Origin of the sequence: Lamprobacter sp. (assembly GCF_034860625.1) — a bacterium.
In the GTDB taxonomy this organism is placed as follows: domain Bacteria; phylum Pseudomonadota; class Gammaproteobacteria; order Chromatiales; family Chromatiaceae; genus Lamprobacter.
In genome coordinates, this window is the sequence record NZ_JAYESN010000015.1 from 38,371 (window position 1) to 64,326 (window position 25,956).

The 25,956-nt window shown below is 61.7% G+C and carries 25 protein-coding genes and 1 tRNA gene; 20 read left to right on the top strand and 6 right to left on the bottom strand.

Annotated elements, in window-relative coordinates:
- Positions 1-73 precede the first annotated feature (73 nt).
- Complete coding sequence (locus VBE63_RS06040) at positions 74-520, top strand: hypothetical protein (protein ID WP_323682100.1); 447 nt, start codon at positions 74-76, stop codon at positions 518-520.
- A 53-nt stretch (positions 521-573) separates the two neighbouring features.
- On the opposite strand, the gene VBE63_RS06045 is transcribed toward VBE63_RS06040, so the two are convergent.
- The 4 genes from VBE63_RS06045 to glgC form a co-directional block, all read right to left on the bottom strand.
- Complete coding sequence (locus VBE63_RS06045) at positions 574-1,350, bottom strand: class I SAM-dependent methyltransferase (RefSeq protein WP_323682101.1); 777 nt, start codon at positions 1,348-1,350, stop codon at positions 574-576.
- A 2-nt stretch (positions 1,351-1,352) separates the two neighbouring features.
- Complete coding sequence (locus tag VBE63_RS06050; RefSeq protein ID WP_323682102.1) at positions 1,353-2,555, bottom strand: BtaA family protein; 1,203 nt, start codon at positions 2,553-2,555, stop codon at positions 1,353-1,355.
- A 247-nt stretch (positions 2,556-2,802) separates the two neighbouring features.
- Complete coding sequence (malQ, locus tag VBE63_RS06055; RefSeq protein WP_323682103.1) at positions 2,803-4,275, bottom strand: 4-alpha-glucanotransferase; 1,473 nt, start codon at positions 4,273-4,275, stop codon at positions 2,803-2,805.
- A gap of 71 nt (positions 4,276-4,346) precedes the next feature.
- Positions 4,347-5,618 (bottom strand): glucose-1-phosphate adenylyltransferase, encoded by a 1,272-nt coding sequence (gene glgC, locus VBE63_RS06060; protein WP_323682104.1) that lies wholly within the window; start codon positions 5,616-5,618, stop codon positions 4,347-4,349.
- Between the two features lie 85 nt (positions 5,619-5,703).
- Here glgC and glgB point away from each other — a divergent pair, with 85 nt between their 5' ends.
- The 10 genes from glgB (at position 5,704) to ccmI (ending at position 15,743) form a co-directional block, all read left to right on the top strand.
- The gene (gene glgB / locus VBE63_RS06065; protein WP_323682105.1) at positions 5,704-8,052 is read left to right on the top strand and encodes a 1,4-alpha-glucan branching protein GlgB; all 2,349 of its coding nucleotides are present in this window, start codon (positions 5,704-5,706) and stop codon (positions 8,050-8,052) included.
- The gene (gene ccmA / locus VBE63_RS06070) at positions 8,052-8,705 is read left to right on the top strand and encodes a cytochrome c biogenesis heme-transporting ATPase CcmA (RefSeq protein WP_323682106.1); all 654 of its coding nucleotides are present in this window, start codon (positions 8,052-8,054) and stop codon (positions 8,703-8,705) included. The genes glgB and ccmA overlap by 1 nt, the downstream gene beginning before the upstream one ends.
- Complete coding sequence (ccmB, locus tag VBE63_RS06075; protein ID WP_323682107.1) at positions 8,698-9,369, top strand: heme exporter protein CcmB; 672 nt, start codon at positions 8,698-8,700, stop codon at positions 9,367-9,369. Before ccmA ends, ccmB begins: the two co-directional genes overlap by 8 nt.
- Positions 9,370-9,509: 140 nt before the next feature.
- Positions 9,510-10,268 (top strand): cytochrome c biogenesis protein CcsA, encoded by a 759-nt coding sequence (ccsA, locus tag VBE63_RS06080; RefSeq protein WP_323682108.1) that lies wholly within the window; start codon positions 9,510-9,512, stop codon positions 10,266-10,268.
- On the top strand, positions 10,265-10,477 hold the full coding sequence (gene ccmD / locus VBE63_RS06085) for a heme exporter protein CcmD (protein ID WP_323682109.1): 213 nt from the start codon (positions 10,265-10,267) through the stop codon (positions 10,475-10,477). The genes ccsA and ccmD overlap by 4 nt, the downstream gene beginning before the upstream one ends.
- 115 nt (positions 10,478-10,592) lie before the next feature.
- Positions 10,593-11,072, top strand: coding sequence for a cytochrome c maturation protein CcmE (gene ccmE, locus VBE63_RS06090; RefSeq protein ID WP_323682110.1), 480 nt, complete (start codon positions 10,593-10,595; stop codon positions 11,070-11,072).
- The gene (locus VBE63_RS06095; RefSeq protein WP_323682111.1) at positions 11,069-13,057 is read left to right on the top strand and encodes a heme lyase CcmF/NrfE family subunit; all 1,989 of its coding nucleotides are present in this window, start codon (positions 11,069-11,071) and stop codon (positions 13,055-13,057) included. Before ccmE ends, VBE63_RS06095 begins: the two co-directional genes overlap by 4 nt.
- A gap of 17 nt (positions 13,058-13,074) precedes the next feature.
- Positions 13,075-13,617: a DsbE family thiol:disulfide interchange protein gene (locus tag VBE63_RS06100; protein ID WP_323682112.1), complete on the top strand. Its 543-nt coding sequence runs from the start codon at positions 13,075-13,077 to the stop codon at positions 13,615-13,617.
- Positions 13,618-13,661: 44 nt separating this feature from the next.
- Positions 13,662-14,144, top strand: coding sequence for a cytochrome c-type biogenesis protein (locus VBE63_RS06105; protein WP_323682128.1), 483 nt, complete (start codon positions 13,662-13,664; stop codon positions 14,142-14,144).
- Between the two features lie 27 nt (positions 14,145-14,171).
- Positions 14,172-15,743 (top strand): c-type cytochrome biogenesis protein CcmI, encoded by a 1,572-nt coding sequence (gene ccmI, locus VBE63_RS06110; RefSeq protein WP_323682113.1) that lies wholly within the window; start codon positions 14,172-14,174, stop codon positions 15,741-15,743.
- 140 nt (positions 15,744-15,883) lie between these two features.
- Here ccmI and VBE63_RS06115 read toward each other — a convergent pair whose 3' ends face one another.
- Positions 15,884-16,792 (bottom strand): NAD(+)--dinitrogen-reductase ADP-D-ribosyltransferase, encoded by a 909-nt coding sequence (locus VBE63_RS06115; protein ID WP_323682114.1) that lies wholly within the window; start codon positions 16,790-16,792, stop codon positions 15,884-15,886.
- A 214-nt stretch (positions 16,793-17,006) separates the two neighbouring features.
- Here VBE63_RS06115 and nifH point away from each other — a divergent pair, with 214 nt between their 5' ends.
- From nifH to nifS, 9 genes are all read left to right on the top strand, one after another.
- Positions 17,007-17,891 carry a nitrogenase iron protein gene (gene nifH / locus VBE63_RS06120; protein ID WP_323682115.1) on the top strand — a complete coding sequence of 295 codons (885 nt, stop codon included), beginning with the start codon at positions 17,007-17,009 and terminating at the stop codon, positions 17,889-17,891.
- A 139-nt stretch (positions 17,892-18,030) separates the two neighbouring features.
- Complete coding sequence (gene nifD, locus VBE63_RS06125; RefSeq protein WP_323682116.1) at positions 18,031-19,518, top strand: nitrogenase molybdenum-iron protein alpha chain; 1,488 nt, start codon at positions 18,031-18,033, stop codon at positions 19,516-19,518.
- Between the two features lie 218 nt (positions 19,519-19,736).
- Entirely contained in the window at positions 19,737-21,308 is a 1,572-nt protein-coding gene (gene nifK / locus VBE63_RS06130) for a nitrogenase molybdenum-iron protein subunit beta (RefSeq protein ID WP_323682117.1), read from the top strand.
- A 97-nt stretch (positions 21,309-21,405) separates the two neighbouring features.
- A complete protein-coding gene (nifT, locus tag VBE63_RS06135; RefSeq protein WP_200245952.1) occupies positions 21,406-21,624 on the top strand; it encodes a putative nitrogen fixation protein NifT in 219 nt (72 codons plus the stop codon).
- A 92-nt stretch (positions 21,625-21,716) separates the two neighbouring features.
- The gene (locus tag VBE63_RS06140) at positions 21,717-21,905 is read left to right on the top strand and encodes a 4Fe-4S binding protein (RefSeq protein WP_323682118.1); all 189 of its coding nucleotides are present in this window, start codon (positions 21,717-21,719) and stop codon (positions 21,903-21,905) included.
- A gap of 135 nt (positions 21,906-22,040) precedes the next feature.
- Positions 22,041-22,754, top strand: a complete 714-nt coding sequence (locus VBE63_RS06145) for a dinitrogenase iron-molybdenum cofactor biosynthesis protein (RefSeq protein ID WP_323682119.1) — start codon at positions 22,041-22,043, stop codon at positions 22,752-22,754.
- Between the two features lie 14 nt (positions 22,755-22,768).
- Positions 22,769-23,041 (top strand): DUF6129 family protein, encoded by a 273-nt coding sequence (locus VBE63_RS06150; RefSeq protein ID WP_323682120.1) that lies wholly within the window; start codon positions 22,769-22,771, stop codon positions 23,039-23,041.
- Positions 23,042-23,380: 339 nt separating this feature from the next.
- Positions 23,381-24,499 carry a Fe-S cluster assembly protein NifU gene (nifU, locus tag VBE63_RS06155; protein WP_323682121.1) on the top strand — a complete coding sequence of 373 codons (1,119 nt, stop codon included), beginning with the start codon at positions 23,381-23,383 and terminating at the stop codon, positions 24,497-24,499.
- 24 nt (positions 24,500-24,523) lie between these two features.
- The gene (gene nifS, locus VBE63_RS06160) at positions 24,524-25,759 is read left to right on the top strand and encodes a cysteine desulfurase NifS (protein WP_323682122.1); all 1,236 of its coding nucleotides are present in this window, start codon (positions 24,524-24,526) and stop codon (positions 25,757-25,759) included.
- A 98-nt stretch (positions 25,760-25,857) separates the two neighbouring features.
- Here nifS and VBE63_RS06165 read toward each other — a convergent pair.
- A tRNA-Met gene (locus VBE63_RS06165) sits at positions 25,858-25,934 on the bottom strand.
- Positions 25,935-25,956 lie beyond the last annotated feature (22 nt).

A 25,956-nucleotide genomic window follows, 5' to 3' on the forward strand; every position in this document is an offset into this window, starting at 1 on the left:
CGACCATCACAGATGGAACAGACGCAGCGGTTCTATCCATCGAACTGACTCGACAATCGGGAGATCACACAAGATGCGACAAGTAAGCATTCGACGCCCAGCGGCCCTGCTCACAAGCATGCTCATCGGCAGCAGCATCCTGCTGGGCTGCGCCAACCCTGGCGAAGACGTTCGCGTGCGACTCTGTAAAGACCTGGTCGTCGGCCAGCTTGGCACGAATCAGCTGACCTGGACCCAGGTCAGCACCCGAACACCTGGCTATAACGACGCCACTGTGAACCTGCGTTGGTCGGCGGCAGCAGGCGATGGCAACGCCACCTGCGCCTATCGCCACAACGCCGTTGACGACACCGCGCAACAGCTCGCTGATCCGCTCAGCGCCTACGCCACCTCGCCGAGCCAGGTTGTCATCAACGGCAATAGCCTCAGCGGACAAGCACTCGCCAATGCCATCGCACAAGCGATGCAGCAACAAGGCCGCGAGCTGATCGATGCCGCAGGCAAGGCCTTTGGGCAGTGAGAAGCGAGAAGTGAGAAGTGAGAAGTGAGTAGGCCATGTTGGCGCGGCCAGGATCAACGATCTTTGCGACCGATGAAGCGATAGTAAGGCACCCGCAAGCCAGGGAGATAAGGCACCGGTGCCATTGCCTCGGTCAAGCGATGATTAGGCAGAGCCCGGCGCAGATAGGCCAACCGCTCGGGCTCCAGATGCACGCCATCATGCCGGAACCAGCGCGGCCAAAACGCCCGCGCCAGCGCTGAGTGGCGCACCAAGCCCGGTGCGGGTGCAGCCGCTGAGACATAAAAATCGACCACGCCAAGATGACCGCCGGGCTTGAGCATCGCGATCGCGTTGTCGATCGCCGCGCGCCAGTCCGGAATCATGGTCAGTGAATAGGCCAGATAGACCGTATCCACCGGCGCCTCGGGCTGCCAGCGGCAGGCATCGGCCTGATGGATCTGCACATTCGCCATAGCTGCGGTCCGCCGCTGCGCTTCGCTGACCAAGGATGGGCAGAGATCCACCGCATCGACCCGCTCCAGCGCTGCGAGCCGGTCACCGAAGAACAGCAGATTGCGCCCAGTGCCGGCACCCAGCTCGACCAGATGACCGCCGGACGGAACCGCTTGCGCCGCGATCAGCTCAGCGACCAGTTCGGCACGCCCATGCAGCAGGCGCTCACGGAAGGCATCGTAGCGCCCCGCTTGGGGCGCGTAGAAGGCCTCCAATCGCTCAGCATGAGAACCCGCGCTCGGCTGCCCGCGCAATAGCGCCAACAGCACCTTCAGCTCCGCAAGCCAGGCAGCAAATCGGGTAGCAAATCGGGCAGACCAGGCAGCCGTGGCCATGCTCAGACCGCGACGTCAGCGATATGGAAGCCGGCATAGGTGTGCACCCGATCCAGCGGCTGCAGTTGGGCTGCCAGCTCCGGATGAAACTGCAGACAATCACGCAAACGCCCGCGCTCGGGGCTCACCTCAAGCGCATCTAAGTAGCTCGGGGCGGCATGGGCACTGCGGAAGATGATCCGCGCATCGGTGCGCGCGCGCTCGAGGATCAGGGCCCATTCCTCGGCCAAGGCCTTGGGCGCGTAACTGCTCATCCAGTCCATGTGGTCGAGGAGCACGTACTTTGAGAAACGCTGCCGGGTGCTGGCGAGAAGCTCCGAGACCGTCGAGGTATGCAGTTCGATGCAGTCGGCCCTGCCTTGCTTGAGCGCGGTGAAATTCTCCGGCTTCAGATATTCGGGACAGCAGTCTGGTGTATAGCGCCCGTTCACGTAGACCGCCCAGAAATAGTTGGTCCAGACCGGCAGTTGCCGGAACACATAGTCGATCGACTCGCGGACAAAGCCGGCGACACCCCGTTCGTGCTGTTCCTGCACCTCCTTGCGCTGCGGATGCGGCACGCCGAGCATGCTCATGGTCAACTGTCTGGAGAGCGTCCAGTTAATGGTCGGCGACCAGATCAATGGCTGCACCCGGGTCTCATAGACATGACGCTGATCGTCCAGCGAGCGCGTCTCGAACAGCTCGGAGATGCTCGCCGCGAGCCTGGGGCGCACGCGCAGATAGGCATGGAAGCTCTTGGCGACGATGCCCGACAGACCATGGAAATAGAAGCTGCCGCGCGGATGGCCAAACCAGCGCACGCGCTTGTCCCAGAACGCCTGCGCGAACGGGCTCAGCTCGGCGCGCAGCTCGCGCCGATAGAGGCGTTCGAAGCCGGGGTGGTGGCCGTGGCCAAAGGCGGCAAAGAAGTCATCGAACTCGAGCCGCCGAATGCCGGCCAGCTTCAGCTCCAACAAGGCATTCTGGCGCGGGTTGGCGTCGACCGCATGGATCGCCGCCGGCCCGACTAGCGCATAGTCGAGCACATTACAGCCGGCGCTGGTGATGACCAGGATGCGGTCATCAGGACCGATGTTGAGGACCAAACGATCGACGGCTGGGTCTTCCCAACAGGTGTTGTAGACCAATGCGCGCGAATAGATGGCGTCGAACACCTTCTGATCGAAACGATCGGCGAGGCTGGGTTTGGTCGTCACGAGCATGGCAGATTCGCCTCGGTGGCAGTTAAGCCTGCCAAGGCTATCAAGCAATCATGACGATGTCGTTGCGGGATCAAGACCTTGCGATTGCGGAAACATGACAGGCGGACAGCAAAGCCTGTGGACAGCCCAATCGGATGAGGCGCTAAACCAGGTCAAGGCGCAACATGCCGGGCAACAGGGCAACAGGGCAACAGGGCAACAGGGCAACAGGGCAACAGGTTGCGACAGCCCTGAGAGACAAAAACTGCTAATCAGCCGGTTCAATGCGCCCGTAGAGCGCGATCAGATGCTGCATCCGCTGCGCCAATTGCCCATCGATCTGATCCCACTGAAAACGCCACTGCCAGTTCCCGCTCGGCACCCCAGGCCGGTTCATCCGATGAGCGCCGTCAAGCGCCATCAGATCCTGCATCGGCACCACGGCAAGATCAGCGCGCGAGCCAAGGGCCGCGCGGATCATCGGCCAAGGCATGGGCTCCTGCGAGTGCCCCAGATAGTCATCGACATGCTGCCGCAGGCCCTCGTCGAGCGACTGATACCAGCCGAGCGTGGTGTCGTTGTCATGGGTGCCGGTGTAGCAGACCGAGTCCCGTCCGTGATGAAACGGCAGATAAGGGTTCCCCGCTCCGCCCTCGAAGGCAAACTGCAGGACCTTCATACCGGGCATCCGGTAACGTCGCCGCAGGGCATCGACCTCGTCGGTGATCACGCCGAGGTCTTCAGCAATCAGCGGCAAGCTGCCGAATTCGTCACGTAAACGCATGAACAGCGCATCGCCCTTGGCCTTGACCCAGGTTCCATTCATAGCCGTCTCTTCAGCGGCCAATACCTCCCAATAGGCCTCAAAGCCGCGGAAGTGGTCGATGCGAATCATGTCGAACAGGCGCAGTTGGGTGCGCATCCGATCGAGCCAGAAGCGAAAGCCGTTTTTTTCCAGCTCATCCCAGCGATAGAGCGGATTGCCCCAGCGCTGACCGGTGGCGGAGAAATAATCCGGCGGCACCCCGGCAACGACGCGACAGGTGCCATCGGCGTTGAGATCGAAATCGCCGGGTCGGGCCCAGACCTCTGCGCTGTCGTGAGCGACGAAGATGGGCATGTCGCCGAACAGAAGGAGGCCACGTTCCTGTGCATGGGCGCGTAGCGCATCCCATTGGCGGAAGAAGACAAACTGCTCGAAGCGGATGTACTCGATGGCCTTCGCAAGCCGTCGCCGTGCTTGACCCAGGCTGCGCCCGTCACGGTTACGCAGCCCTTTCGGCCATTCCCACCAAGGCGTCTCGCGCTCCTCATGGATCGCACGATAGAGTGCATAGTCATCGAGCCAGAACCGCTGAGCATCGCAGAACGCTTGCAGCTCGGCGCGCTCCTGGTCGGAGGCGGCGTCTTGGAAGCCCTGATGTGCTTGGCGCAGCCGTTCAAGCTTGGCGGCGTCATCGGCCACGGCAGCCATGCCATCCGGTAGCCAGCCCCAGGCCACCAAAGGCTCCAGTCCAATCAGCCGCGCGCTGCCGGCATGCGCAGAGCTGGTTTGATAGGGCGAATCCCCGGCTTGCGGCGGGCCAACGGGCAGCATCTGCCAGACGCTGAACCCGGCATCGGCCAGGAAGTTAATAGCATTGAAGGCCTCCCAGCCAAGGTCACCGCAAGGGCCATCACCAGGCAGTGAGGTCAGGTGCAACAACACGCCAGCACGGCGCTGGTCGAGACAGTCAGTCATAGAGGCTTCTTGCATGGAGATACAGCTTAAACGTCATGGCTTGATAGATGAGCAGGATCAGCTGAACAGGATCAGCGCACTCGATTAACAGTTTGGCCCAACATCTCAGGGGTCACCAGAGTGACACCACCTTCGGAGACGTGGAATCCGGCGGCTTCATCCTCAGCGCGATCGCAACCGACCCGCATCCCTTCCGGCAGCCGACACCAATGATCGATGATGGCGCGGCGGATCACGCAACCGCGCCCGATATCGGCATTCGGCAGGATCACGCTGTCCTCGATATGCGCAAACGAGTGTACACGCACATTCGAGAACAGCAGCGAGTGACGCACGAGCGCGCCGGAGATGATGCAGCCACCCGAGACCATCGAATCGACCGCCATGCCGCGGCGGATCTCATCATCAAAGACGAACTTCGCCGGCGGCAGTTGCTCCTGGTAGGTCCAGATTGGCCATTCGTCGTCATAGAGGCTGAGCGGCGGGGTCACCCCGATCAACTCCAGATTCGCTTCCCAGAGCGCATCGATTGTACCCACATCGCGCCAGTAGGCCTGGGCGCCGCTGTGCGGATCACGGAACGGATAGGTCATGACGAGGTAGCGCTTGATGGCGCGTGGGATCACATCCTTACCGAAATCATGACTCGACCCGGGTCGATCGGCATCGGCGATGACCTGCTCGAACAGGAAATCACGATTGAAGACATAGATCCCCATCGAGGCCAGGGCGATATCCTCACGCCCTGGCACCGCCGGCGGATCGGCTGGCTTCTCGACGAAGGCACGCACGCGCTGTTCATCATCGATGGTGATCACGCCGAAGCCGGAGGCGCGCTCGCGCTCGACCTCGATGCAACCGATGGTCATATCGGCGCCGGATTCGACGTGCTGCGCGATCATCGGCCCATAGTCCATCTGGTAGATGTGATCCCCGGCGAGCACCAGCACATACTCAGGGTCGTGATTGCGGATGATATCGAGATTCTGAAACACTGCATCGGCGGTGCCCGCGTACCAGGCGGTCTCGGTCACCCGTTGCTGCGCCGGCCATAGCTCGACGAACTCGCCGAACTCGCCGCGCAGGAACCCCCAGCCCTTCTGGATGTGCAGGATCAGCGAATGCGCCTTGTACTGCGTTAGCACACCGATTCGCCGAATCCCTGAGTTGATGCAATTGGAGAGCGGAAAGTCAACGATCAGAAACTTGCCGCCGAACGGCACGGCGGGCTTCGAGCGCCATTGCGTCAACTGTCGCAATCGGGAGCCGCGACCCCCGGCGAGGATAAGTGCCAAGGTGTTTCGCGTCAGACGACTCACGAAGCGCGGATTGGCTTCTGACATGCTGACCTTCAGGCGTGAACGCCGATTGCAAAGATGCCCTATGGTAACATCGCCAGTGTCAAGAGCCCCAGGATACCTAGACGCCATGCCCGAGAGTCAGCTCCGCTACCCCGACCTTCCAGAGCCCTTATTACGGATTGTCGAGGCCCGACACCACGATCCATTCGAGGCCCTAGGCCGCCACGATCAAGCTGATGGCACAAGCATCCTGCGTGTGCTGCTGCCGCGTGCCGAGCGGGTGCGAATCGGTAAAGGCGACATCGAGCTGAATCGCATCGAAGGCACCGATCTGTTCGTCTGGAAAGGACCAGCAAGCGCCATCGAAGGGCGTTACCAGATCAGCTGGTACGACAAACAGGGACAGGTGCATCTCCAATACGACCCCTATAGCTTCGAGCCACAGATCCCAGACTTCGACCTGCATCTCTTCGGTGAAGGCCGGCATTGGCATGCGTACCGCTTCCTCGGCGCCCAGCAACGCGAGGTGGACGGCATCAGCGGCTTTCAGTTCGGCGTTTGGGCACCAGGCGCCACTCGGGTCAGCGTGGTCGGCGCCTTCAACAACTGGGACGGTCGCGAGCATCAAATGCGGGTGCGCGCCGGCTCTGGCGTCTGGGAGCTATTCATCCCCGGCCTGGAGGCGGAAACGCTCTATAAGTTCGAGCTACGCTCTGCCGAGGGCGTGCCGATGGTCAAGATCGACCCCTATGCCCGAGCCTTTCAGGAGCGACCGGATAACGCCTGCATCCTGCACAGCCCCAGCGATTTTGACTGGACCGATCAAGACTGGCTCGAGACCCGCGCCAACGTCAACTGGCAACAGCAGCCGATGTCGGTCTACGAGGTCCATCTTGGCTCCTGGCGTCGCGCCGAGGATGGCAGCTTCCTCAACTACCGCGAGCTAGCCGTCCAGTTGACCGAGCATTGCCTGGAGATGGGCTTCACCCATCTGGAGCTGCTGCCGATCACCGAGCATCCCCTCGACGCCTCTTGGGGCTATCAGGCGACGGGCTATTTCGCGCCGACTGCGCGCTTCGGCACCCCAGAGGATTTCCGCTATTTCGTCAATTACCTGCACGAGCACGGCATCGGTGTGCTGCTCGACTGGGTGCCGGCCCACTTTCCACGCGACACCGTCGCCCTCGCCCGCTTCGATGGCACCGCCCTGTTCGAGCACGCCGACCCGCGCCAAGGCGAGCATAAGGACTGGGGCACGCTGATCTTCAACTACGGCCGCCATGAGGTGAAGAACTTCCTCCTCTCGAGCGCCCTATTCTGGCTTGACGAATATCATCTTGACGGCCTGCGGGTTGACGCCGTCGCCTCCATGCTCTACCTCGACTACTCGCGCAACGACGGTGAGTGGATACCCAACAAGTACGGCGGCAACGAGAACCTGGACGCGGTCGAGTTCCTACGTCAGCTCAACACCGTGACCCATGAGCAGCACCCAGGCTCATTGATGATCGCTGAGGAGTCCACCTCCTGGCCACAGGTTTCACGCCCGACCTACCTCGGCGGTCTCGGCTTCAGCATGAAATGGAACATGGGCTGGATGCACGACACCCTGTCATACATGGAGAAGGACCCGATCTATCGCCACTACCACCACGATCTGCTGACTTTTGGCCTGCTCTACGCCTTTACCGAGAACTTCGTGCTGCCGTTCAGCCACGACGAGGTGGTGCATGGCAAGCAGTCGATGCTGGACAAGATGCCTGGCGATGCCTGGCAGAAGTTTGCCTCGCTGCGCCTGCTCTATACCTTCATGTTCACCTATCCGGGCAAGAAGCTGCTGTTCCAGGGCTGCGAGTTCGCCCAGGGGCGGGAATGGAACTTCGACGCCGAGGCCGAGTGGACGCTCTTGGAGCGTCCCCAGCATCAGGGCGTGAAGCAGATCGTTGCCGACCTCAATCAGCTCTATCGTGCCGAGCCCGCGTTGCATCAGGTCGACTTCGAGAGCACGGGCTTTGAGTGGATCGACTGCCACGACTCCAGCCAATCGGTCTTGAGCTATCTGCGCAAGTCTAAGGATGGCAAGCAGCTCGTCGCCTGTGCCTTCAACTTTACTCCAGTGCCACGCGAAAACTATCGTATTGGCGTACCGGTCGAGGGCTTCTACCGTGAGGCGATCAACTCCGATGCCGAACTCTATGGTGGCAGCAATGTCGGCAATCGAGGCGGCGTGCACTCGGAGCGCAGCAGCTGGATGGGGCGCCCGCACTCGATCCCGCTCGCCTTGCCACCGCTCGCCGGCGTGGTCATGGTGCTAGAGCCTAGTCCTGAGGCGGACGACGAGGTTGCTGCCGAGCCCAGCTCAGCAACGCCAGGCCTCGCCGAGGGCCATGCCGCCTGCGGCACGACGCCAACCCAGGATCAGGACGAAGCCGTCGCCGGGGCCGATTCAGCGACTCAACCCGTTAGCCTCGCCTGATGCTCGATGTTGCCGATCTCGCTTGCCGTCGTGGCGAGCGCCTACTCTTCAGCGGTCTCAGTTTTCAACTGCCCGCCGAGACCCTGCTGCATGTGCGCGGCCTGAATGGCAGCGGCAAGACGACACTCTTGCGCGCCCTCTGCGGCCTGTTACACCCGGAAACTGGCAGCATTCGCTGGCGTGGCGAAAGCATCCGCGACCTGGCCGAGGACTATAATCGTGATCTGCTCTATTTCGGCCATCTCAACGGCATCAAGGCCGATCTGACCGGACTCGAAAACCTGCGCATCGCGAGCACCCTGGATCAAGACCCGGTCGACGAGGACGCGATCTTCGACGCCCTCAGCCGCATCGGCCTGGAAGGCGTTGAGGATCTGCCGACCCGGATGCTCTCCCAGGGCCAAAAGAAGCGCGTCGCGCTCGCGCGCTTGATCTTGAGCAAGGCGCCGCTATGGATCTTAGACGAGCCTTTCACGGCGCTTGATGTCGATGCGGTCGATCTCTTGCAGCAGCTTATCGCCGAGCAGGTTGCTCGCGGCGGTTGTGTCATATTGACCACCCATCAAGAGGTTCCCTTGACCCGCGGCGCGATTCAACGGCTGACGCTCGGAGCAGCAAGTGATGCGGCATTAACCAAGCCTAGCCATGTTTAAGGTCTTTTATTGCGTCCTCTCGCGCGACATCACCCTGGCCCTGCGCCGGCGAACCGATGTGCTGACGACTCTGTTCTTCTTTATCATCGTCGTCAGCCTGTTCCCGCTTGGAGTCGGCAGTGAGCGCGAGCAGCTACGGATGCTCGGCCCTGGCGTGGTCTGGGTGGCGGCGCTGCTGGCCTCGATGCTGGCGCTCGAGCGGCTGTTCGCGGCCGATTACGACGACGGCACGCTGGAACAGCTGCTGCTGACCGGCCAGCCGCTCGCCCTCTTGGTGTTGGGCAAGGTCGTCGCACACTGGCTGCTGACGGGCTTGCCCCTAGTGCTGATTGCGCCCCTGGTGGCCATGCAATACCACCTGAGCGCGAGCGCGGTCTGGGTGATGATGGCAGCCTTGGCCATCGGCACGCCTGTGTTGAGCCTGATTGGGTCGATTGGCGCCGCGCTCACCCTCGGGCTGCGCGGCGGCGGTATCCTGTTATCGTTACTGATCTTGCCGCTCTATGTGCCGGTGTTGGTCTATGGCGCTGGCGCGGTCTCGGTCAGCGCGATCGACATCGCCGATACGCAACCCTATTTTTACCTGCTTGGTGCCTTTTTAATGGGGTCCGCACTGCTCGCACCCCTCGCCGCCGCCGCCGCGCTGCGCATCTCGCTGGAATAGCCCAACGCCGAGCAACAGGCACACGCCGTTAAACAGATCGAACTTTTCGAAGCCATGACCGACTATTCCATACGATCCCCTGCTCAGGCTCGAGCCCGGGGCAGCCATCCGCTGTTAGACTCCAGCCACGTGCCGATGCCATGACGATCAACTGGTTCAAATTCGCCTCACCCGCCGCGTTCTACCCGATCGCTGGCCGCTTGATTCCTCGGTTTGGCTATGCCGCCATCGCGCTGGTCCTGATCGGCCTCTACTGGGGCTTCTTTCAGACCGCCGATCAACTCGGCGGCAGCAACCCGCAGAAGGAGTATTACCGGATCATCTTCGTCCACGTGCCCTCGGCCTGGATGTCGATGTGGCTCTATCTGGTGCTCGCCGTTTGGTCTGCGATCGGTCTCGTCTTCAATACCCGACTCAGCTTTATGATGGCGAAAGCGGTGGCGCCAACCGGGGCGATCTTCACCTTCTTGGCGCTCTGGACCGGCGCGCTCTGGGGTCGCCCGAGCTGGGGTACCTACTGGGACTGGGACCCCAGGCTGACCTCCGAGCTGCTGCTGTTTTTCCTCTACATCGGCTACATCGCGCTGCATTCAGCGATCGATGATAGCCGGCGTGCGGATCGGGCCGCCGCCTTGCTGGCCATCGTCGGCTTGGTGATGGTCCCGGTGATCTTCCTCTCGATCAACTGCCCTGACCCGAACCAGTGCGCGGCACTGCATCAACGCTCCGATCCGGGCAGCATTCACTTGAGCATCCTCATCCCCATGTTAACCCTCACACTTGGGCTCTGGGCCTACTCGTTTGCAGCGGTCTTCGCGCGACTGCGCACGATCATCCTAACGCGTGAATCGGAGAGCGCCTGGGTTCGCGATGTGATCGGTAAGGAGACAACGGCATGATGGACTTTCTCTCCCAAGGAGGCTACGCAGGCTATGTCTGGGGTGCCTTTGGCATGACCTTCGGGCTGCTGTTGATCGAGATCCTGCAACTGCGCACGAGCCATAAGACCACGCTCACCCGCATGGGTCGGCTGCTGCGCTTACGCGCGCCGCAGACCTCTCGAACCGAAACCGGCACCCGGCAAGAGGCCTCGAAAGCGAGCGGTTAAGCCGGCGTCGGCCAGGCTGCAGGCCGAATCCACCATGCAATAATATCCAGATTCAGATCTAGGCCGGCCTGATGAGACCCAGCCGACCGATCGATTGCCACGAGGAATGCGACTGATGAAAGCAAGACAAAAACGCCTAGTTTTGGTCGGTTTGGCGCTGGTCGGCGTCGCCGGCGCCACCACGCTCGCGCTGAGCGCTCTGCAGAGCAATATCTCGTATTTCTTCAGCCCGACTCAGGTCATGGCGAATGAGCATCCGACCGATGCCGTCTTCCGGGTCGGCGGGTTGGTCGTGCCGGACACCCTTGCCCGCCAAGAGGACGGCCTCACCGTCCACTTCACCGTCACCGATAACGCCGCCATGGTCCCCGTCAGCTACACCGGCATCCTGCCGGACCTGTTCAGCGAGGGCCAAGGCGTGGTTGCCAAGGGTCGCATCGGCAGCGATGGCGTCTTCTATGCCGAAGAGGTGCTGGCCAAACACGATGAATCCTACATGCCGCCCGAGGTTGCAGATACGCTGCAAACGGCGCACGTTGATGGCATCATCGAACAGACCAGCGGCGGCAAGGCCCCGGGGAGCGTGACGCAGTGATTCCCGAGCTTGGACACCTAGCGCTCATCCTAGCGCTCATTCTGGCCGTTGCGCAGGCTGCCCTGCCACTGGCCGGCTCATTGACCGGCAACCGGCCTTGGATGACCATGGCGCGGCCACTAGCCTATGGTCAATTCGTCTTCGTTACCATCGCCTTTATCGCCTTGGTCGAAGCCTTTCTACTCAGTGACTTCTCGGTGCTCTACGTCGCCACGAACTCCAACAGGCTGTTGCCTGACATCTATAAGGTCTCCGCCGTTTGGGGTGGTCACGAAGGCTCATTATTGCTCTGGGCGCTGATGATGGCCGGCTGGGGCGCCGCCGTCGCAGCCTTCAGCCGAAACCTACCGCTGCCCGTGATCGCACGCGTGATCAGCGTCATGGGCATGGTCGCGATCGGCTTCTTGCTGTTCATGCTGCTGACCTCGAATCCGTTCGAGCGGCTCTTCCCCGTGCCGCCGGAGGGACGTGACCTGAACCCTCTGCTGCAAGATTTCGGTCTCGCCATCCATCCGCCGATGCTGTACATGGGCTATGTCGGCTTCTCGGTCGCCTTCGCCTTTGCCATTGCCGCACTGATCGGCGGCAAGCTCGATGCCTCCTGGGCGCGCTGGTCGCGGCCTTGGACCACGGTCGCCTGGTCCTTCCTCACCGTCGGTATCGCGCTCGGCTCTTGGTGGGCCTACTACGAGCTCGGCTGGGGCGGCTGGTGGTTCTGGGACCCGGTCGAAAACGCCTCGCTGATGCCCTGGCTGGTCGGCACCGCATTGATCCATTCGCTGGCGGTCACCGAAAAGCGCGCCGCATTCAAGAGCTGGACCGTACTGCTGGCGATCTCGGCCTTCTCGCTCAGCCTGCTCGGCACTTTCCTGGTGCGCTCCGGCGTGCTGACCTCGGTGCACGCCTTCGCCACCGATCCTGAGCGCGGCCTGTTCATCCTGATCTTCCTTTGTGTGGTCATCGGCGGCTCGCTTGCGCTCTATGCCTGGCGTGCGCACGCCGTTTCCGAGGGTGGACGTTTCGACCTCCTCTCACGCGAGAGCGCGCTGCTGCTAAACAACCTGCTGTTCGTTGCCTTCACCGTGCTGGTGCTGTTCGGTACCCTGGCACCGCTGATCTACGAGGCCTTCAATCTTGGCAAGATCTCCGTTGGCTTTCCCTGGTTCAACAAGATGTTCTTGGCCCTGGCGCCGTTCTTGGCCCTGCTGCTCGGGATCGGCCCGGCCGCACGTTGGAAGCATGACTCGCCCTGGCGCCTGACCAAGCTTCTATGGCTCGCCTTCGCACTGAGTATCGGCGTGCTGGCCTTGACCTCGATGTCAACCCTCAGCGGCGATGATCTCTGGGTCCCACTCGGCATCGCGCTCGCCGCCTGGCTGCTGTTCTCGCATCTCAGCATCGTCCGCGAACGCCTCAAGCACAAGCAAGGCGGCTGGCGTCAGGCCATGGCGGCCGACTTCAGCGGCAACGGCCGTAGCTTTTATGCCATGGTCATCGCCCATCTAGGTGTGGCGATGTTCATTGTCGGTGTCACCATGGTCTCGAACCATGAGATCGAGAAAGACTTGCGCATGTCGCCCGGCGACAGCCACGAGATGGCCGGATATCGCTTTGAGTTCCTCGGTGCGCAGAAGGTCAACGGCCCTAACTATCGCGCGGATCGGGGTCACTTCAAGGTCTATCGTGGCAACCGACAGATCGCCGAGTTGTACCCGGAGAAGCGTTCCTATCTCGCTGGCGGTATGCCAATGACCGAAGCGGCGATCGATGCGGGCTTCTTCCGCGACGTCTATGTCTCGCTCGGCGAACCCGTTGGTGGCGGTGATTGGGCGCTGCGGCTCTACTACAAGCCTTATGTGCGCTGGATCTGGCTTGGTGCGGCGCTCATGGCACTGGGTGGTGGCATCGCCGTCTCTGACCGTCGCTATCGCACGGCGCGCGTGCACAGCAGCCTGCCGGTCGGTGCTGCCGACGCCAAGGCTTAGTTAGGAGTATCAAGCTGATGTCGACATCGGTTCGTTTTCTGCTCCCGCTGATCATCTTCGGCGCGCTGGTCATCCTCTTGGTCATCGGGCTCGGCAAGGACCCGAGCAAGGTGCCCTCGCCCTTGATTGGTAAACCCGTACCCGAGTTCAGCCTCCCTGAGCTCACCGACCCCAGCCGGAGCGTGGGCGACGAGGATCTCAAGGGACGGATCTCGCTGGTCAACGTCTGGGCCTCTTGGTGTGGGTCCTGCCGCCAGGAGCACCAGGCTCTGATGGCGCTCTCCAAGGAGACAGACTTCCAAATCGTCGGCCTTAATTGGAAGGATGACGCGCAGGATGCGCTCGCCGTGCTGCGCATGACCGGCAACCCCTACGCGATGAATGGCTACGACCCGGATAACAAGGTGGGGCTGCACTGGGGTGTCTATGGCGCCCCTGAGACCTTCGTGGTCGATCAGAACGGCGTCATCCGCTACAAGCACATCGGTCCCATTGATCGCAAGGTCTGGGAAGACACCCTGCAACCGCTGGTCGCAAAGCTCAAGGCGGAAGGCGCCTGATGCCCTCACTGCTCAAGATGGACCCATTGATCAACATGTCTTTCATGATCAAATCATGCGTGCTGGGCGCGCTGCTGCTCCTCGGCAGCGGCTCGCTCAGTGCTTACACGCTGGAAGAATTCCAGTTCGACAGCCCCGAGCAGCAGGCCGAGTTTCGCGAGCTCATCGCCAAACTGCGCTGCCTGGTGTGTCAAAACGAGTCCTTAGCGGGCTCGCAGGCCGAACTGGCGCAAGACCTGCGCAAGGAGGTCTATCGGATGATGCGTGCCGGGCAATCGCAAGACGAGATCCTGAACTTCCTGATCGAGCGCTACGGCGATTTCGTGCTCTATGATCCGCCGCTCAAGCCATCGACCTACCTACTCTGGTTCGGCCCCTTCGTGCTCATCGGCATCGCCGGCTTTGTGGTTGTCCGCACCATCCTGCACAAGAAGCGAGCCGAGGATGCGCCCATCTCCGATGCCGAGCGTGAACGTCTCCAGGCTTTGCTCAAGACCGACACCCATCACCCCTCTACCGGCTCCTGACCGATCTAGCCCGCACCGCATTTGCCCATGACCATCTTCTGGATACTCGCTGCTGGGCTCGCTGGCCTAGCGGTACTCTTCGCCGTTGCGCCCCTGCTTGTGCCCGCACAACCCCCTCGGGACGGACAGGACTCGAACGATCCCGAGGCCGAGCAAGCCCTCCTGAACCTCGAGCTGTTCAAACAGCAGTTGGCCGAACTCGACGCCGACCTCAGTAGCGGAAAGCTCGACCAGACCCTCTACGAGGCGGCACGGCGCGACCTCGAGCGTGAGCTTCTGCACGACCTCGGCGATCGCGACCCGCTCACCGCAGCCCGTGGTCTCCCCCCCAATCAGCGCCGCTATCGGCTGCCTGGACCCGGCCTCACGGCGCTGGGGTTGCTGCTCGTGGTGCCCCTTGCGGCTTGGGCGCTCTATGGCCTCATCGGTAACCAGGCCATCATCCCTCAGCTCGAGCAGCTCGCCGCCAGCGGCGGTTCAGGCAGAGGAGGTCATGGCGGCGGCCAAGCCGAGCTACCTCCGCTCGAAGAGCTCATCGCTCGTCTCGAGCAGCGCCTAGAACAACAACCGGGCAACGCCGAGGGCTGGATGATGCTTGGGCGCACCTACTTCGCCACCGGCGATCGCGAACGGGCAGAATCGGCCCTGGCTCAGGCCTACAAGCTCCTGCCCACCGATCCACTGATCGTTCTCGCCTATGCCGAGGCGATTGCGACCAACAACGACAATCAACTCGAGGGGCGTCCAGCCGAGCTGATTTCAGAGGCGCTTGAGCTAGAGCCCAACAATGCCACCGCACGCTGGCTGGCCGCGATGGTCGCCTTCCAACGCGGGCAGTTCCAATCTGCAGCCACCACTTGGGGCAAGCTGCTCGAACAGGTCGATCCCGAGAGCGAGGATGCCATCGAGCTGCGTAACCTGATCAGCGAGGCCGAACAGCGTGCTGGCCTCCCCGCCGAGGCTCGTCAGCTTGCACAAGCTGACAGGGCGTCAGCGCCATCACCGAGCCCAGCAGCAGCCGAAGCAGCACGGCAAGATGGAGCCCAAGAGCAGACTCCAACTGAACAAGCGAGCGCAAGCGCCATCCAGGCTAGTCATCACGCAGTCCAAAGCCCCCCTGCCCGAGAAACCGGCAACGCGGAGTCAACTGCGGCCTTGGCAGCGAATACAGCAGCAGCGTCATCAGCCAACGCTTCTGCCGGAGCTGATGCGGCAGAAGCGACCCGTGAGGCACCCAATGACGGGGCGCAGCCCGGCGTGCAAGTCAGCGTCGCCTTGGCCGCCGAGCTCAGTGGCCGCCTACCGCCCAACACACCGGTGTTCATCTACGCCAAGGCCGCTGCCGGCCCGCCCATGCCGCTCGCGGTTCAACGGGCGACCCTCGGCGACCTTCCGGTGCAGGTGCGGCTTGATGACAGCATGGCCATGATGCCAACCATGCAGCTCTCCAACTTCCCGCAGATCATCGTCGGCGCCCGCGTCTCGCCCTCCGGTCAAGCCATGCCGCGCCCCGGTGATCTGCAAGGCGAGACCGGGCCGATCAACAGCACAGCGACGACCGAGCCGGTTCAGATCCGCATCGACCAGATGCTGCGCTAGCGCAAGCACATCGAGCAGCAGGCTGTGGCACCGACCTGCTGGCCAGCGCCTTGAACGCGGTGTGCCTCTGGAGCACACCGCGAACCCATGCGGATAGGCGTCGACTCCAGCGCTTGCCTATCCCGTCACGGAGACCCTGATCACAAACAGCTAATCCCCACCTCATACACCCCACCGATCACCACCCACTCATCCTCACCCTTGAGCATCCCCGGCAACAACCCATTGAAGAAGAACACCTTCGGTAACGGCACCTGGGTCTCGAGGATATAGTCGCCGAACTCGCAGGCGCGCTCGCGGTTGCTGGTGAAGGAATTCAGGTTGTTCAGCAGCACCCGACGCGGCTGACCGTTAAACCCCGCTGACTTGCCTGGGGCGCGCTGCTCTAGGTCGTCAAAGACATCATGCTCGCCAATGCGGTTGATGCCTCGGTACAGCGTCAGATGGGTCTCTTCCGGATGCTGGCGCACCAGCTCGTATTGGCAATAGGTGTAGAGCAGGTCGAGCTGCGCCTCGAGGGCATTGGTTGCATAGAGACCCTTGGCGCCCTGGGCAAGGTAGAGATGGTAGGCATCGGGATCAGCACCATCGAGCGGCCCACCATGATAGCGAGCGAGCAGACCGAAGCGGGTCTCGACCCAGTGCTTGAGCACAGCACCCTCGCGACCGTCCGAGTCGAACGACCAACCACGCACCATCCTTAGGTAGTTGGCGTTACGCCGGTACTTCTTGACGCGTTCGGCGGCTAGGCCAGCGGCCTCGAGATCATCCAGGCAGAAGTGCGCAGCCATATAGTCGACGAAGCGCTCGGCGCGCTCACGCGCATTATCGATCGGCGCCAACAGCTGGAACAGGTCTTGATGGAAGGCACGGATACCGTCGATCTCGAGCGAGACCGGATGCGACTGATACGTCAGTCCGCCAAGGATGACCGCCGGTAAATTACAGCGATTAATTGGCAGGCGTGCATTGGTCGGCAACGATGGCGGCGGGCTCGGGCCGGCCTTGGCTTGATTCGGCTGTAGATCCTGAGGCTGATGCTGGAGCATGTCGGGGTTAAGACGTCGGGCTGTCGGTAGAGACACAAAGGCCCTGGCCTTGTGAACAATGCTACCAAGATCTCAAACCCTAGTCTTAGCCTTTTTCTCCTTATTTTACAATTGTTTAAAGAAATTACCGAAGCCTGGCACAGACTATGCTTTTACCCCGGTGAACGAACCCTCTGTTCATCGCCCCACAGGGGCATCCAACCGGGAGAATCTCATGGCACTGCGTCAATGCGCCATCTACGGCAAAGGCGGAATCGGCAAGTCCACCACCACTCAGAACCTCGTCGCCGGTCTCGCTGAGCTCGGCAAAAAGGTCATGATTGTCGGCTGCGACCCGAAGGCCGACTCGACCCGTTTGATCCTGCACGCCAAGGCGCAGGACACCATTATGCACCTTGCCGCCGAAGCCGGCTCGGTGGAAGACCTAGAGCTCGAAGACGTCCTGCGCGCTGGCTATGCCGGCATCAAGTGCGTCGAGTCCGGTGGCCCGGAGCCCGGCGTTGGCTGCGCGGGCCGCGGCGTCATCACTGCCATCAACTTCCTTGAAGAAGAAGGCGCCTACGACGAAGAGCTGGATTTCGTTTTCTACGATGTGCTCGGCGACGTCGTCTGTGGCGGCTTCGCGATGCCAATCCGCGAGAACAAGGCGCAAGAGATCTACATCGTCGTCTCCGGCGAGATGATGGCCATGTACGCGGCCAATAACATCTCCAAAGGCATCGTCAAATACGCCAGCTCGGGCGGTGTGCGCCTCGCCGGCCTGATCTGCAATAGCCGCAACACGGCCCGCGAGGACGAGCTGATCATCGAGCTCGCCCGCCAGCTCGGCACCCAGATGATCCACTTCGTCCCGCGTGACAACGTTGTGCAGCGCGCCGAGATCCGCCGCATGACCGTCATCGAATATGACCCCAGCGCCAAGCAGGCTGATGAGTATCGGCAGCTCGCGCAGAAGATCATCGATAATAAGAACTTCGTGATCCCGACACCAATCTCGATGGATGCCCTCGAAGACCTGCTGATGGACTTCGGTCTGATGGACGAAGAAGACGAGAGCATCGTCGGCAAGAAAGCGGCTGAAGAGGCCGCCGCGGCCTAAACCGCGCCCGAGCACCCTACCCGTCTCCCTGGTCCCTCCCACCGCTCTTGTATGGAGCGGGGGTGAAGGGCTCTGAATCGATGCTTCAACGCGCGTCGGTCCGCAGATGAGCGGCGACGCCGATGAGAGGAACGCCGACATGGCAACAATGACCCGTGACGAGACCCAAGCCCTGATCCAAGAGGTGCTCGAGGTCTACCCCGAGAAGGCCAAGAAAGACCGCGCCAAGCATCTGGCCGTCAACAACCCGTCGCTTGAGCAGTCGAAGAAGTGCATCACATCCAACCGCAAGTCCCAACCTGGCGTCATGACCATTCGCGGTTGTGCCTATGCTGGCTCTAAGGGCGTGGTTTGGGGCCCGATCAAGGACATGATCCACATCTCCCACGGCCCGGTCGGTTGCGGTCAGTACTCGCGCGCTGGACGTCGGAATTACTACACCGGCATGACTGGCGTGAACACCTTCGGCACGATGAACTTCACCTCCGACTTCCAGGAGAAGGACATCGTCTTCGGCGGCGATAAAAAGCTCGCGAAGATGCTCGACGAGATCGAGCAGCTGTTCCCGCTGTCAAAAGGCGTCTCGGTGCAGTCCGAATGCCCGATCGGCCTCATCGGCGACGATATCGAATCGGTGTCGAAGCAGAAAACCAAGGAGCACAACAAGCCGATCATCCCAGTCCGCTGCGAAGGCTTCCGTGGTGTCTCCCAATCGCTTGGCCATCACATCGCCAACGACGCGATTCGCGATCATGTGGTGCATAACCGCGACAATGACGACAGCTTCGAGACCACGCCCTACGACGTTGCCATCATCGGCGATTACAACATCGGCGGCGATGCCTGGTCCTCACGCATCCTGCTCGAAGAGATGGGCCTGCGGGTGGTCGCGCAATGGTCCGGCGACGGCACCCTGAGCGAGATGGAGCTGACCCCAAAGGTCAAGCTGAACCTCATCCACTGCTACCGCTCGATGAACTACATCAGCCGGCACATGGAAGAGCGTTACGGTGTGCCCTGGATGGAATACAACCTGTTCGGGCCGACCAAGATCGCCGAATCGCTGCGCAAGATCGCCGAGTTCTTCGACGAGACCATCCAAGCCAATGCCGAGAAGGTCATCGCCAAGTACCAGGCCGAGTACGACGCCATCATCGCCAAGTATCGTCCGCGCCTGGAAGGCAAGAAGGTCATGCTCTACGTCGGCGGCCTGCGCCCGCGCCACATCATCGGCGCCTATGAAGACCTCGGCATGGAAGTGGTCGGCACCGGTTATGAGTTCGCCCATAACGACGACTACGATCGCACCCTCAAGGAGATGGGCGACTCGACCCTGCTCTACGACGACGTCACTGGCTACGAGTTCGAGGAATTCACCAAGGCCATCAAGCCTGATCTGGTCGGCTCCGGCATCAAGGAGAAGTACATCTTCCAGAAGATGGGCATCCCCTTCCGCCAGATGCACTCCTGGGATTACTCAGGTCCGTATCACGGCTACGACGGCTTCGCCATCTTCGCCCGCGACATGGACATGACCATCAACAACCCCTGCTGGAACAGCATGCAGGCGCCTTGGCTCAAGCCCGCCGCGGGCGAAAGCGAAGCACCGATGGCTGCGAGCGCTTAATCGGCTGAGGCTGAGAACGACCCAAGGACCGGTGCCGCGCTCGCGGCCGGCGGCGTCGATCGCCCGGACGGCGATCACCGAGCCTCCAAGGACGGATTCACGGCGTCCGCCGGCCGTGAGTGCGGCACCAGTCCCCTCAGCCAACGCCATCGCAACAGTACGAATCCGTTTTAACTCGCCGTCTGTCCGCAGATCAGCGGCGCGGCAGGAGCACTCTCATGACCCAGACCGCCGACAAGATCAAACCCGGCTACCCACTGTTCCTTGATGAGGACTATCAGGCTAGCATCGACAGCAAGCGCAAACTTTCTGAAGAGTGCGTCGATCAGGCCAAGCTCGATGAGGTCTTCGAGTGGACCACGACCAAGGAATACCAGGAGCTCAACTTCGCCCGTGAGTCCCTGACCATCAATCCGGCCAAGGCCTGCCAGCCGCTCGGCGCCGTGCTCTGCGCCCTCGGCTTCGAGAAGACCCTGCCCTACGTGCATGGCTCACAGGGCTGCGTCGCCTACTTCCGCACCTACTTCAACCGCCACTTCAAGGAGCCCATCGCCTGCGTCTCCGACTCCATGACCGAGGATGCGGCGGTCTTCGGCGGTCAGAAGAACATGTTCGATGGTCTGGAGAACGCCAAGGCCCTCTACAAGCCAGAGATGATCGCGGTCTCCACCACCTGCATGGCCGAGGTCATCGGTGACGACCTCAACGCCTTCATCGGCAACGCCAAGAAGGAAGGTCACATCCCGGAGGAGTTCCCGACCCCCTTTGCGCACACCCCGAGCTTCGTCGGCAGCCACACCACCGGCTGGGACAACATGTTCGAAGGCACCATGCGCTACTTCACCCTCAACGAGATGGAGGGCAAGGAGGTTGGCAGCAACGGCAAGATCAACCTAGTGCCAGGCTTCGAGACCTATCTCGGCAACTTCCGCGTCATGCACCGGATGATGCAGGAGATGGGCGTCGACTACACACTGCTCAGCGACCCCACCGATGTGCTCGACACCCCGGCCGACGGCGAGTACCGGATGTACGACGGTGGCACCACGATCGACGAGATCAAGGACGCCCCAAACGCCATCGACACCCTGCTCCTGCAGCCCTGGCAGTTGCCGAAGACCAAGAAGTACGTCGATACCATCTGGCATCAGCCGGCCTCGAAGATCGACATCCCCATGGGTCTTGAATGGACCGACGACTTCCTGATGAAGGTCTCGGAGCTCACCGGCAAGGAGATCCCGGCTTCCTTGGCCAAGGAGCGCGGTCGCCTGGTCGACATGATGACCGACAGCCATCAGTGGCTGCACGGCAAGAGCTTTGCGCTCTATGGCGATGCCGACTTCGTCATGGGCCTGACCAAGTTCCTGCTCGAGCTCGGCGCCGAGCCCAAGCATATCCTCTGCCATCACGCCAACAAGCGTTGGAAGAAGGCGATGGAGAGCATGCTCGCTGACTCGCCCTATGGTCAGAACTCGACCGTCTACATGAGCAAGGATCTTTGGCACCTGCGCTCGCTCTGCTTCACCGACAAGCCAGACTTCCTGATCGGTAACAGCTACGGCAAGTTCATCCAGCGCGACACGCTGCACAAGGGTAAGGAGCACGAAGTCCCGCTGATCCGCCTCGGCTTCCCGATCTTCGATCGGCATCACCTGCATCGGATGACCACGCTCGGCTACGAGGGCGCCATGTACATGCTGACCACCCTGGTCAACGCCGTGCTCGAGCAGTTGGACAAGCAAACCAACGAGATGGGCGTCACCGACTTCGGTTACGACCTGGTTCGCTAACAGCGAAGGCGGCTTCTGGCCCGGCGAGTGGCTTCAGCCTCTTGTCGGGTCGGTGCCTCCAGTTCGCGAACTCAGGCGACAATAAAGAGATAACAAGATGCCCAATGTGATGATCCGAAAAAACGATAGCGGCGGCCTGCTGTTCTACGTCGCCAAGAAGGACATGGAAGAGACCATCGCCAGCGTCGAGACCGACACCAGCGACGCCTGGGGTGGCGCCGTCGAGCTGACCGATGGCTCGCGCTGGTACATCGACCCAGTCAGCCCACCACCCAGCTTCCCGACCACCCTGCGCTTCAAGCGCGCCGAGAGCTGAGCCAGCAAACCCGTCTCAACCCCATTCCAGCGACGATGCGCGGCCAACATCCGACAGGGCCGCCATCACAACGCTCCAACCGGAGGTACACCATGGCCTTGCAAATCATCCGCGACCTCTGCACCGCCTGCGGCGACTGCGAATCCGTCTGCCCGACCGACAGCATCACCCCGTTCAAAGGCACCTACAAGATCGACGCCGCGACCTGCACCGAATGCGACGACGCCGACCCGCAGTGCCTCGATGTCTGCATGGAAGACGACTGCATCGTCCCCGCCTAAGATAAGGGCAATGATGCTGCGCTCGAGCATCCAAGGACGGATTCACGGCGTCCCCCGGCGGGCGCTACCCGGCAGACTCTGCCTGCACCCAGCCCGCAGTCTCAGCGACCATTGACACCAAAAAAGGAGCCACCGATGACCCAACCGACCTTATCCGACGAGATCGCGCTCCGCATCGGCCTCGCTGCCCGCGCACTCCCAGACACCGACATCGCCCGGCTCCTGCGCGTCCTTTCTGACGCCGTTGGCTTACCACCCACTGCCGCCAGTCTCGACGGACTCACCGTCAAGGCCCTCAAACAAGCCGCCAATGGCGACCTCGGCGAGATCGACAGCGCCTCGCTCAAAGAGGCCCTCGCCCGCCTCAAAGGCCAAGGAAACACCGACATTGAGCCCGCACCCGAGCCCGAATCCTACAGCGACGGCGAGTTGCCCAACTCGATCCGCGTCGCCTGCGCGTCCAACGGCGGCGAACTGCTCGACGGCCACTTCGGCTCTTGCCAACGCTTTCTGGTCTATCAAGTCTCCGCCGACAGCTACAAGCTCATCGACTGCCGCGACATCGACTCCAACGCTGGCGAGCTACAAGATGATAAGAACAGCTACCGCGCCTCACTGATCGCTGACTGCCAAGTCCTCTATGTCGCCTCTATCGGCGGCCCGGCCGCTGCCAAGGTCGTCAAGCGTGACATCCACCCGATCAAACGCCCGCAGATGGGCAACGCCCGTGAGCACATCGCCAAACTCTCGCGCACGCTCGCCGCGAAAACGCCACCTTGGCTCGCCAAGATCATGGGCACTGCAACCGAAGACCGCGTCCACTTCGAGCGGTCTGCTGAAGAGGCCTAGGACAGCTCGCCGTTATGATCACTCCAGTCTTTCTCGATCAGATCGAGACCATCGTCAGCCGCGCTGGCCTCAGCGCCGACTCGCTCGCAGCCCTGCGCGAGGCCTTCCCAGACCACCACTTCACCCAGTGTCTCGATGACGACATCAGCGCCGGCATCGAACCGGTACGAGAGTCCGACGGCTTCAACCTTTATCTGATCGACGCCAGCGAGCACTGCCTGCACTTCACGCGCGATCTCGATAGCGCCACCGGCCTGGTCCTGGCCGAGGTCTCCGACGACGACTGAATCACTTGCGCCGCCGGCAGGCGCAGCGACCCCAGCCGACGACGCGCCCTCGATCGACCCGCAAGCGTTCAGCGACGCCCAGCTTGCGCACCTGATCATGGCTCGCGACCCCAGACGACAGCAGCTACTGAGCGTTGCGCAGGCGACAATCCATTTGTCATAAGCCCGACATCGACGCTTCTCACCTATCAAAAATCTATTTTTGATCAATCCATTAAGAGCAAATCCAATCTAGGCTCGAGATTTGCTTAAAGATACTGCAATGCGGATTCTCAATCGCACCGCGCGGCGCTCGATCAGTGCTGACAGCCGCCTTCAACTCGAGCCTGGAGCCAGACTATGTGGGACTATTCGGACACCGTCAAAGAACACTTCTTCAACCCGCGCAATGCCGGCGCCGTCGCGGATTCGAATGCGATCGGCGAGGTCGGGTCCCTGTCCTGTGGCGATGCACTGCGCTTGACGCTCAAGGTCGACCCAGAGAGCGAGACCATCCTCAACGCTGGCTTCCAGACCTTCGGCTGCGGTTCGGCCATCGCCTCCAGCTCGGCGCTAACCGAGATTATCAAGGGCATGACCCTCGATCAGGCCCTCAAGGTCAGCAACCAGGATATCGCCGACTACCTCGACGGCCTGCCGCCAGAGAAGATGCACTGCTCGGTGATGGGACGCGAGGCCCTTCAGGCAGCCGTCGCCAACTACCGCGGCGAGGTCTGGAGCGACGATCATGCAGAAGGCGCGATGATCTGCAAATGCTTCGCCGTCGACGAGGTGCTCATCGAAGAGACCATCCGCGCGAATCATCTCAGCAGTGTTGAAGAAGTGACCCACTACACCAAGGCTGGCGGCGGCTGCTCGGCCTGTCATGAGGGCGTCGAAGAGGTTCTTGCGCGCGTACTCGCAGAGCAGGGACGCAGCTTCCAGCCTTCTGCCCTACCGTCCAAAGCGCCAGAGCGCAAACGGGTTGCGGTTGGCATGCCGCTGATGCCAACCTCCGCGCAGACCACGGCATTGACTACAGAGCAAGCGCCAGCGGTAGTTTCGCCAACAACGGCACCGACCAGGTCAAGGCAACAAACATCCAGCGTCTCAGCGAGCGCGACTTCCTCCAGCGAGCGCCCAGCTGCCGCCGCTGAATCCTCCGTTGTAGCAGCAGGACAACCCGATGGGATGAAGCCCAAGACAGCTCCTCGCCCCAAGCTGAGCAACCTCGCCCGCATGCGCCGCATTGAGCAGAGCCTCGAATCCATCCGCCCGAATCTGCAGCGCGATCATGGGGACGTCGAGCTGATCGACATCGACGGCAAGACCATCTTCGTCAAGATGGTCGGCGCCTGCTCCGGTTGCCAGCTCGCATCGGTCACGCTCGCAGGCATCCAAGAGCGTATCTGTGAGGATCTTGGTGAGCTGGTTCGCGTATTGCCGGAACAGGCCATGGCCGTCGCTCAGCGCACCTGAGTCAACACGATGAGCCCAACCAGCATGTCCAGCGATCAATCCAACACCGGCATCTATCTCGACAACAACGCCACCACCATGGTCGCCCCCGAGGTGGTTGAAGCCATGCTGCCGTACTTCAGCGAGCAGTTCGGCAACGCCTCCTCGATGCACCAGTTCGGCGACCGTGTCGGACGCGCCATCAAAACCGCGCGCCAGCAGGTGCAGGTCCTGCTCGGCGCCGAGCTCGACTCCGAGATCGTCTTCACCTCCTGCGGCACCGAGTCCGATTCCACCGCCATCCTCTCCGCGCTCAAGGCCCAGCCGGAGCGTCGCGAGATCATCACCACGGTGGTCGAACATCCGGCGGTGCTGAGCCTCTGCGAGCATCTAGAGAAGGACGGTTATACCGTTCACAGACTCAAGGTCGACGGACAGGGCCGCCTGGACCTCGCGCATTACCAATCATTGCTCAGCGATCAGGTCGCCATCGTCTCGGTAATGTGGGCCAACAACGAGACCGGCACCCTGTTCCCGGTCGAGCAGATGGCCGAGATGGCGCGCGAGGCTGGTGTGATGTTCCACACCGACGCGGTCCAGGCCGTCGGCAAGTTGCCGATCGACCTCAAGACCACCGCCATCGACATGCTCTCACTGTCCGGGCACAAGCTGCATGCCCCCAAAGGCATCGGCGTGCTCTATCTGCGCCGCGGCACCCGCTTCCGCCCGCTGCTACGCGGCGGTCATCAGGAACGAGGACGCCGCGCTGGCACCGAGAATAGCGCCTCGATCGTCGCGCTGGGCAGAGCCTGCGAGCTGGCTCAAGCCCATCTCGAGACCGAGCGCACCCAGGTCGCCGCGCTGCGCGACCGGCTCGAGCAAGGCATCCTCGAGTCCGTACCCAACAGCTTCGTCACCGGCGACCCGAGCAACCGACTGCCCAACACCAGCAACATCGCCTTCGAGTTCATTGAGGGCGAGGCCATACTGCTGCTGCTGAACAAGCTCGGCATCGCCGCCTCTAGTGGCTCCGCCTGCACCTCAGGCTCGCTCGAGCCAAGCCATGTGATGCGCGCCATGGGCATTCCCTTCACCGCCGCCCACGGCACCACCCGCTTCTCGCTCTCGCGTTATACCAAGGCTGAAGAGATCGAGCGCGTGATCGAAGCGGTACCGCCAGTCGTCGCCCAACTGCGCAAACTCTCGCCATACTGGGATCAGGACCGCCCAGCGACCGAGGGGCAAGACCATAGCACAGGCTTCCAACCAGCCTATGCCTGACCACTAAACCCCGGGCCCTTTCGCAGAACGCTAAGCACAAGGATCAGCGCAACGAAAAAAGGGCCTACATCGAGATGATGTAGGCCCTTTGCGTTGTTTGGTAGCGGGGGCAGGATTTGAACCTGCGACCTTCGGGTTATGAGCCCGACGAGCTGCCTGACTGCTCCACCCCGCAACTGAGCCGCTTACTATAGGCA

Coding starts and splice junctions, on each gene's coding strand:
- nifH (WP_323682115.1), top strand. CDS start 17,007: ATGGCACTGCGTCAATGCGCCATCTACGGCAAAGGCGGAATCGGCAAG.
- VBE63_RS06040 (WP_323682100.1), top strand. CDS start 74: ATGCGACAAGTAAGCATTCGACGCCCAGCGGCCCTGCTCACAAGCATG.
- nifS (WP_323682122.1), top strand. CDS start 24,524: ATGTCCAGCGATCAATCCAACACCGGCATCTATCTCGACAACAACGCC.
- VBE63_RS06100 (WP_323682112.1), top strand. CDS start 13,075: ATGTCGACATCGGTTCGTTTTCTGCTCCCGCTGATCATCTTCGGCGCG.
- nifK (WP_323682117.1), top strand. CDS start 19,737: ATGACCCAGACCGCCGACAAGATCAAACCCGGCTACCCACTGTTCCTT.
- VBE63_RS06145 (WP_323682119.1), top strand. CDS start 22,041: ATGACCCAACCGACCTTATCCGACGAGATCGCGCTCCGCATCGGCCTC.
- VBE63_RS06050 (WP_323682102.1), bottom strand. CDS start 2,555: ATGCTCGTGACGACCAAACCCAGCCTCGCCGATCGTTTCGATCAGAAG.
- nifD (WP_323682116.1), top strand. CDS start 18,031: ATGGCAACAATGACCCGTGACGAGACCCAAGCCCTGATCCAAGAGGTG.
- VBE63_RS06115 (WP_323682114.1), bottom strand. CDS start 16,792: ATGCTCCAGCATCAGCCTCAGGATCTACAGCCGAATCAAGCCAAGGCC.
- ccmB (WP_323682107.1), top strand. CDS start 8,698: ATGTTTAAGGTCTTTTATTGCGTCCTCTCGCGCGACATCACCCTGGCC.
- glgC (WP_323682104.1), bottom strand. CDS start 5,618: ATGTCAGAAGCCAATCCGCGCTTCGTGAGTCGTCTGACGCGAAACACC.
- ccsA (WP_323682108.1), top strand. CDS start 9,510: ATGACGATCAACTGGTTCAAATTCGCCTCACCCGCCGCGTTCTACCCG.
- ccmD (WP_323682109.1), top strand. CDS start 10,265: ATGATGGACTTTCTCTCCCAAGGAGGCTACGCAGGCTATGTCTGGGGT.
- malQ (WP_323682103.1), bottom strand. CDS start 4,275: ATGACTGACTGTCTCGACCAGCGCCGTGCTGGCGTGTTGTTGCACCTG.
- ccmE (WP_323682110.1), top strand. CDS start 10,593: ATGAAAGCAAGACAAAAACGCCTAGTTTTGGTCGGTTTGGCGCTGGTC.
- nifU (WP_323682121.1), top strand. CDS start 23,381: ATGTGGGACTATTCGGACACCGTCAAAGAACACTTCTTCAACCCGCGC.
- VBE63_RS06105 (WP_323682128.1), top strand. CDS start 13,662: ATGATCAAATCATGCGTGCTGGGCGCGCTGCTGCTCCTCGGCAGCGGC.
- ccmA (WP_323682106.1), top strand. CDS start 8,052: ATGCTCGATGTTGCCGATCTCGCTTGCCGTCGTGGCGAGCGCCTACTC.
- ccmI (WP_323682113.1), top strand. CDS start 14,172: ATGACCATCTTCTGGATACTCGCTGCTGGGCTCGCTGGCCTAGCGGTA.
- glgB (WP_323682105.1), top strand. CDS start 5,704: ATGCCCGAGAGTCAGCTCCGCTACCCCGACCTTCCAGAGCCCTTATTA.
- VBE63_RS06045 (WP_323682101.1), bottom strand. CDS start 1,350: ATGGCCACGGCTGCCTGGTCTGCCCGATTTGCTACCCGATTTGCTGCC.
- VBE63_RS06140 (WP_323682118.1), top strand. CDS start 21,717: ATGGCCTTGCAAATCATCCGCGACCTCTGCACCGCCTGCGGCGACTGC.
- nifT (WP_200245952.1), top strand. CDS start 21,406: ATGCCCAATGTGATGATCCGAAAAAACGATAGCGGCGGCCTGCTGTTC.
- VBE63_RS06150 (WP_323682120.1), top strand. CDS start 22,769: ATGATCACTCCAGTCTTTCTCGATCAGATCGAGACCATCGTCAGCCGC.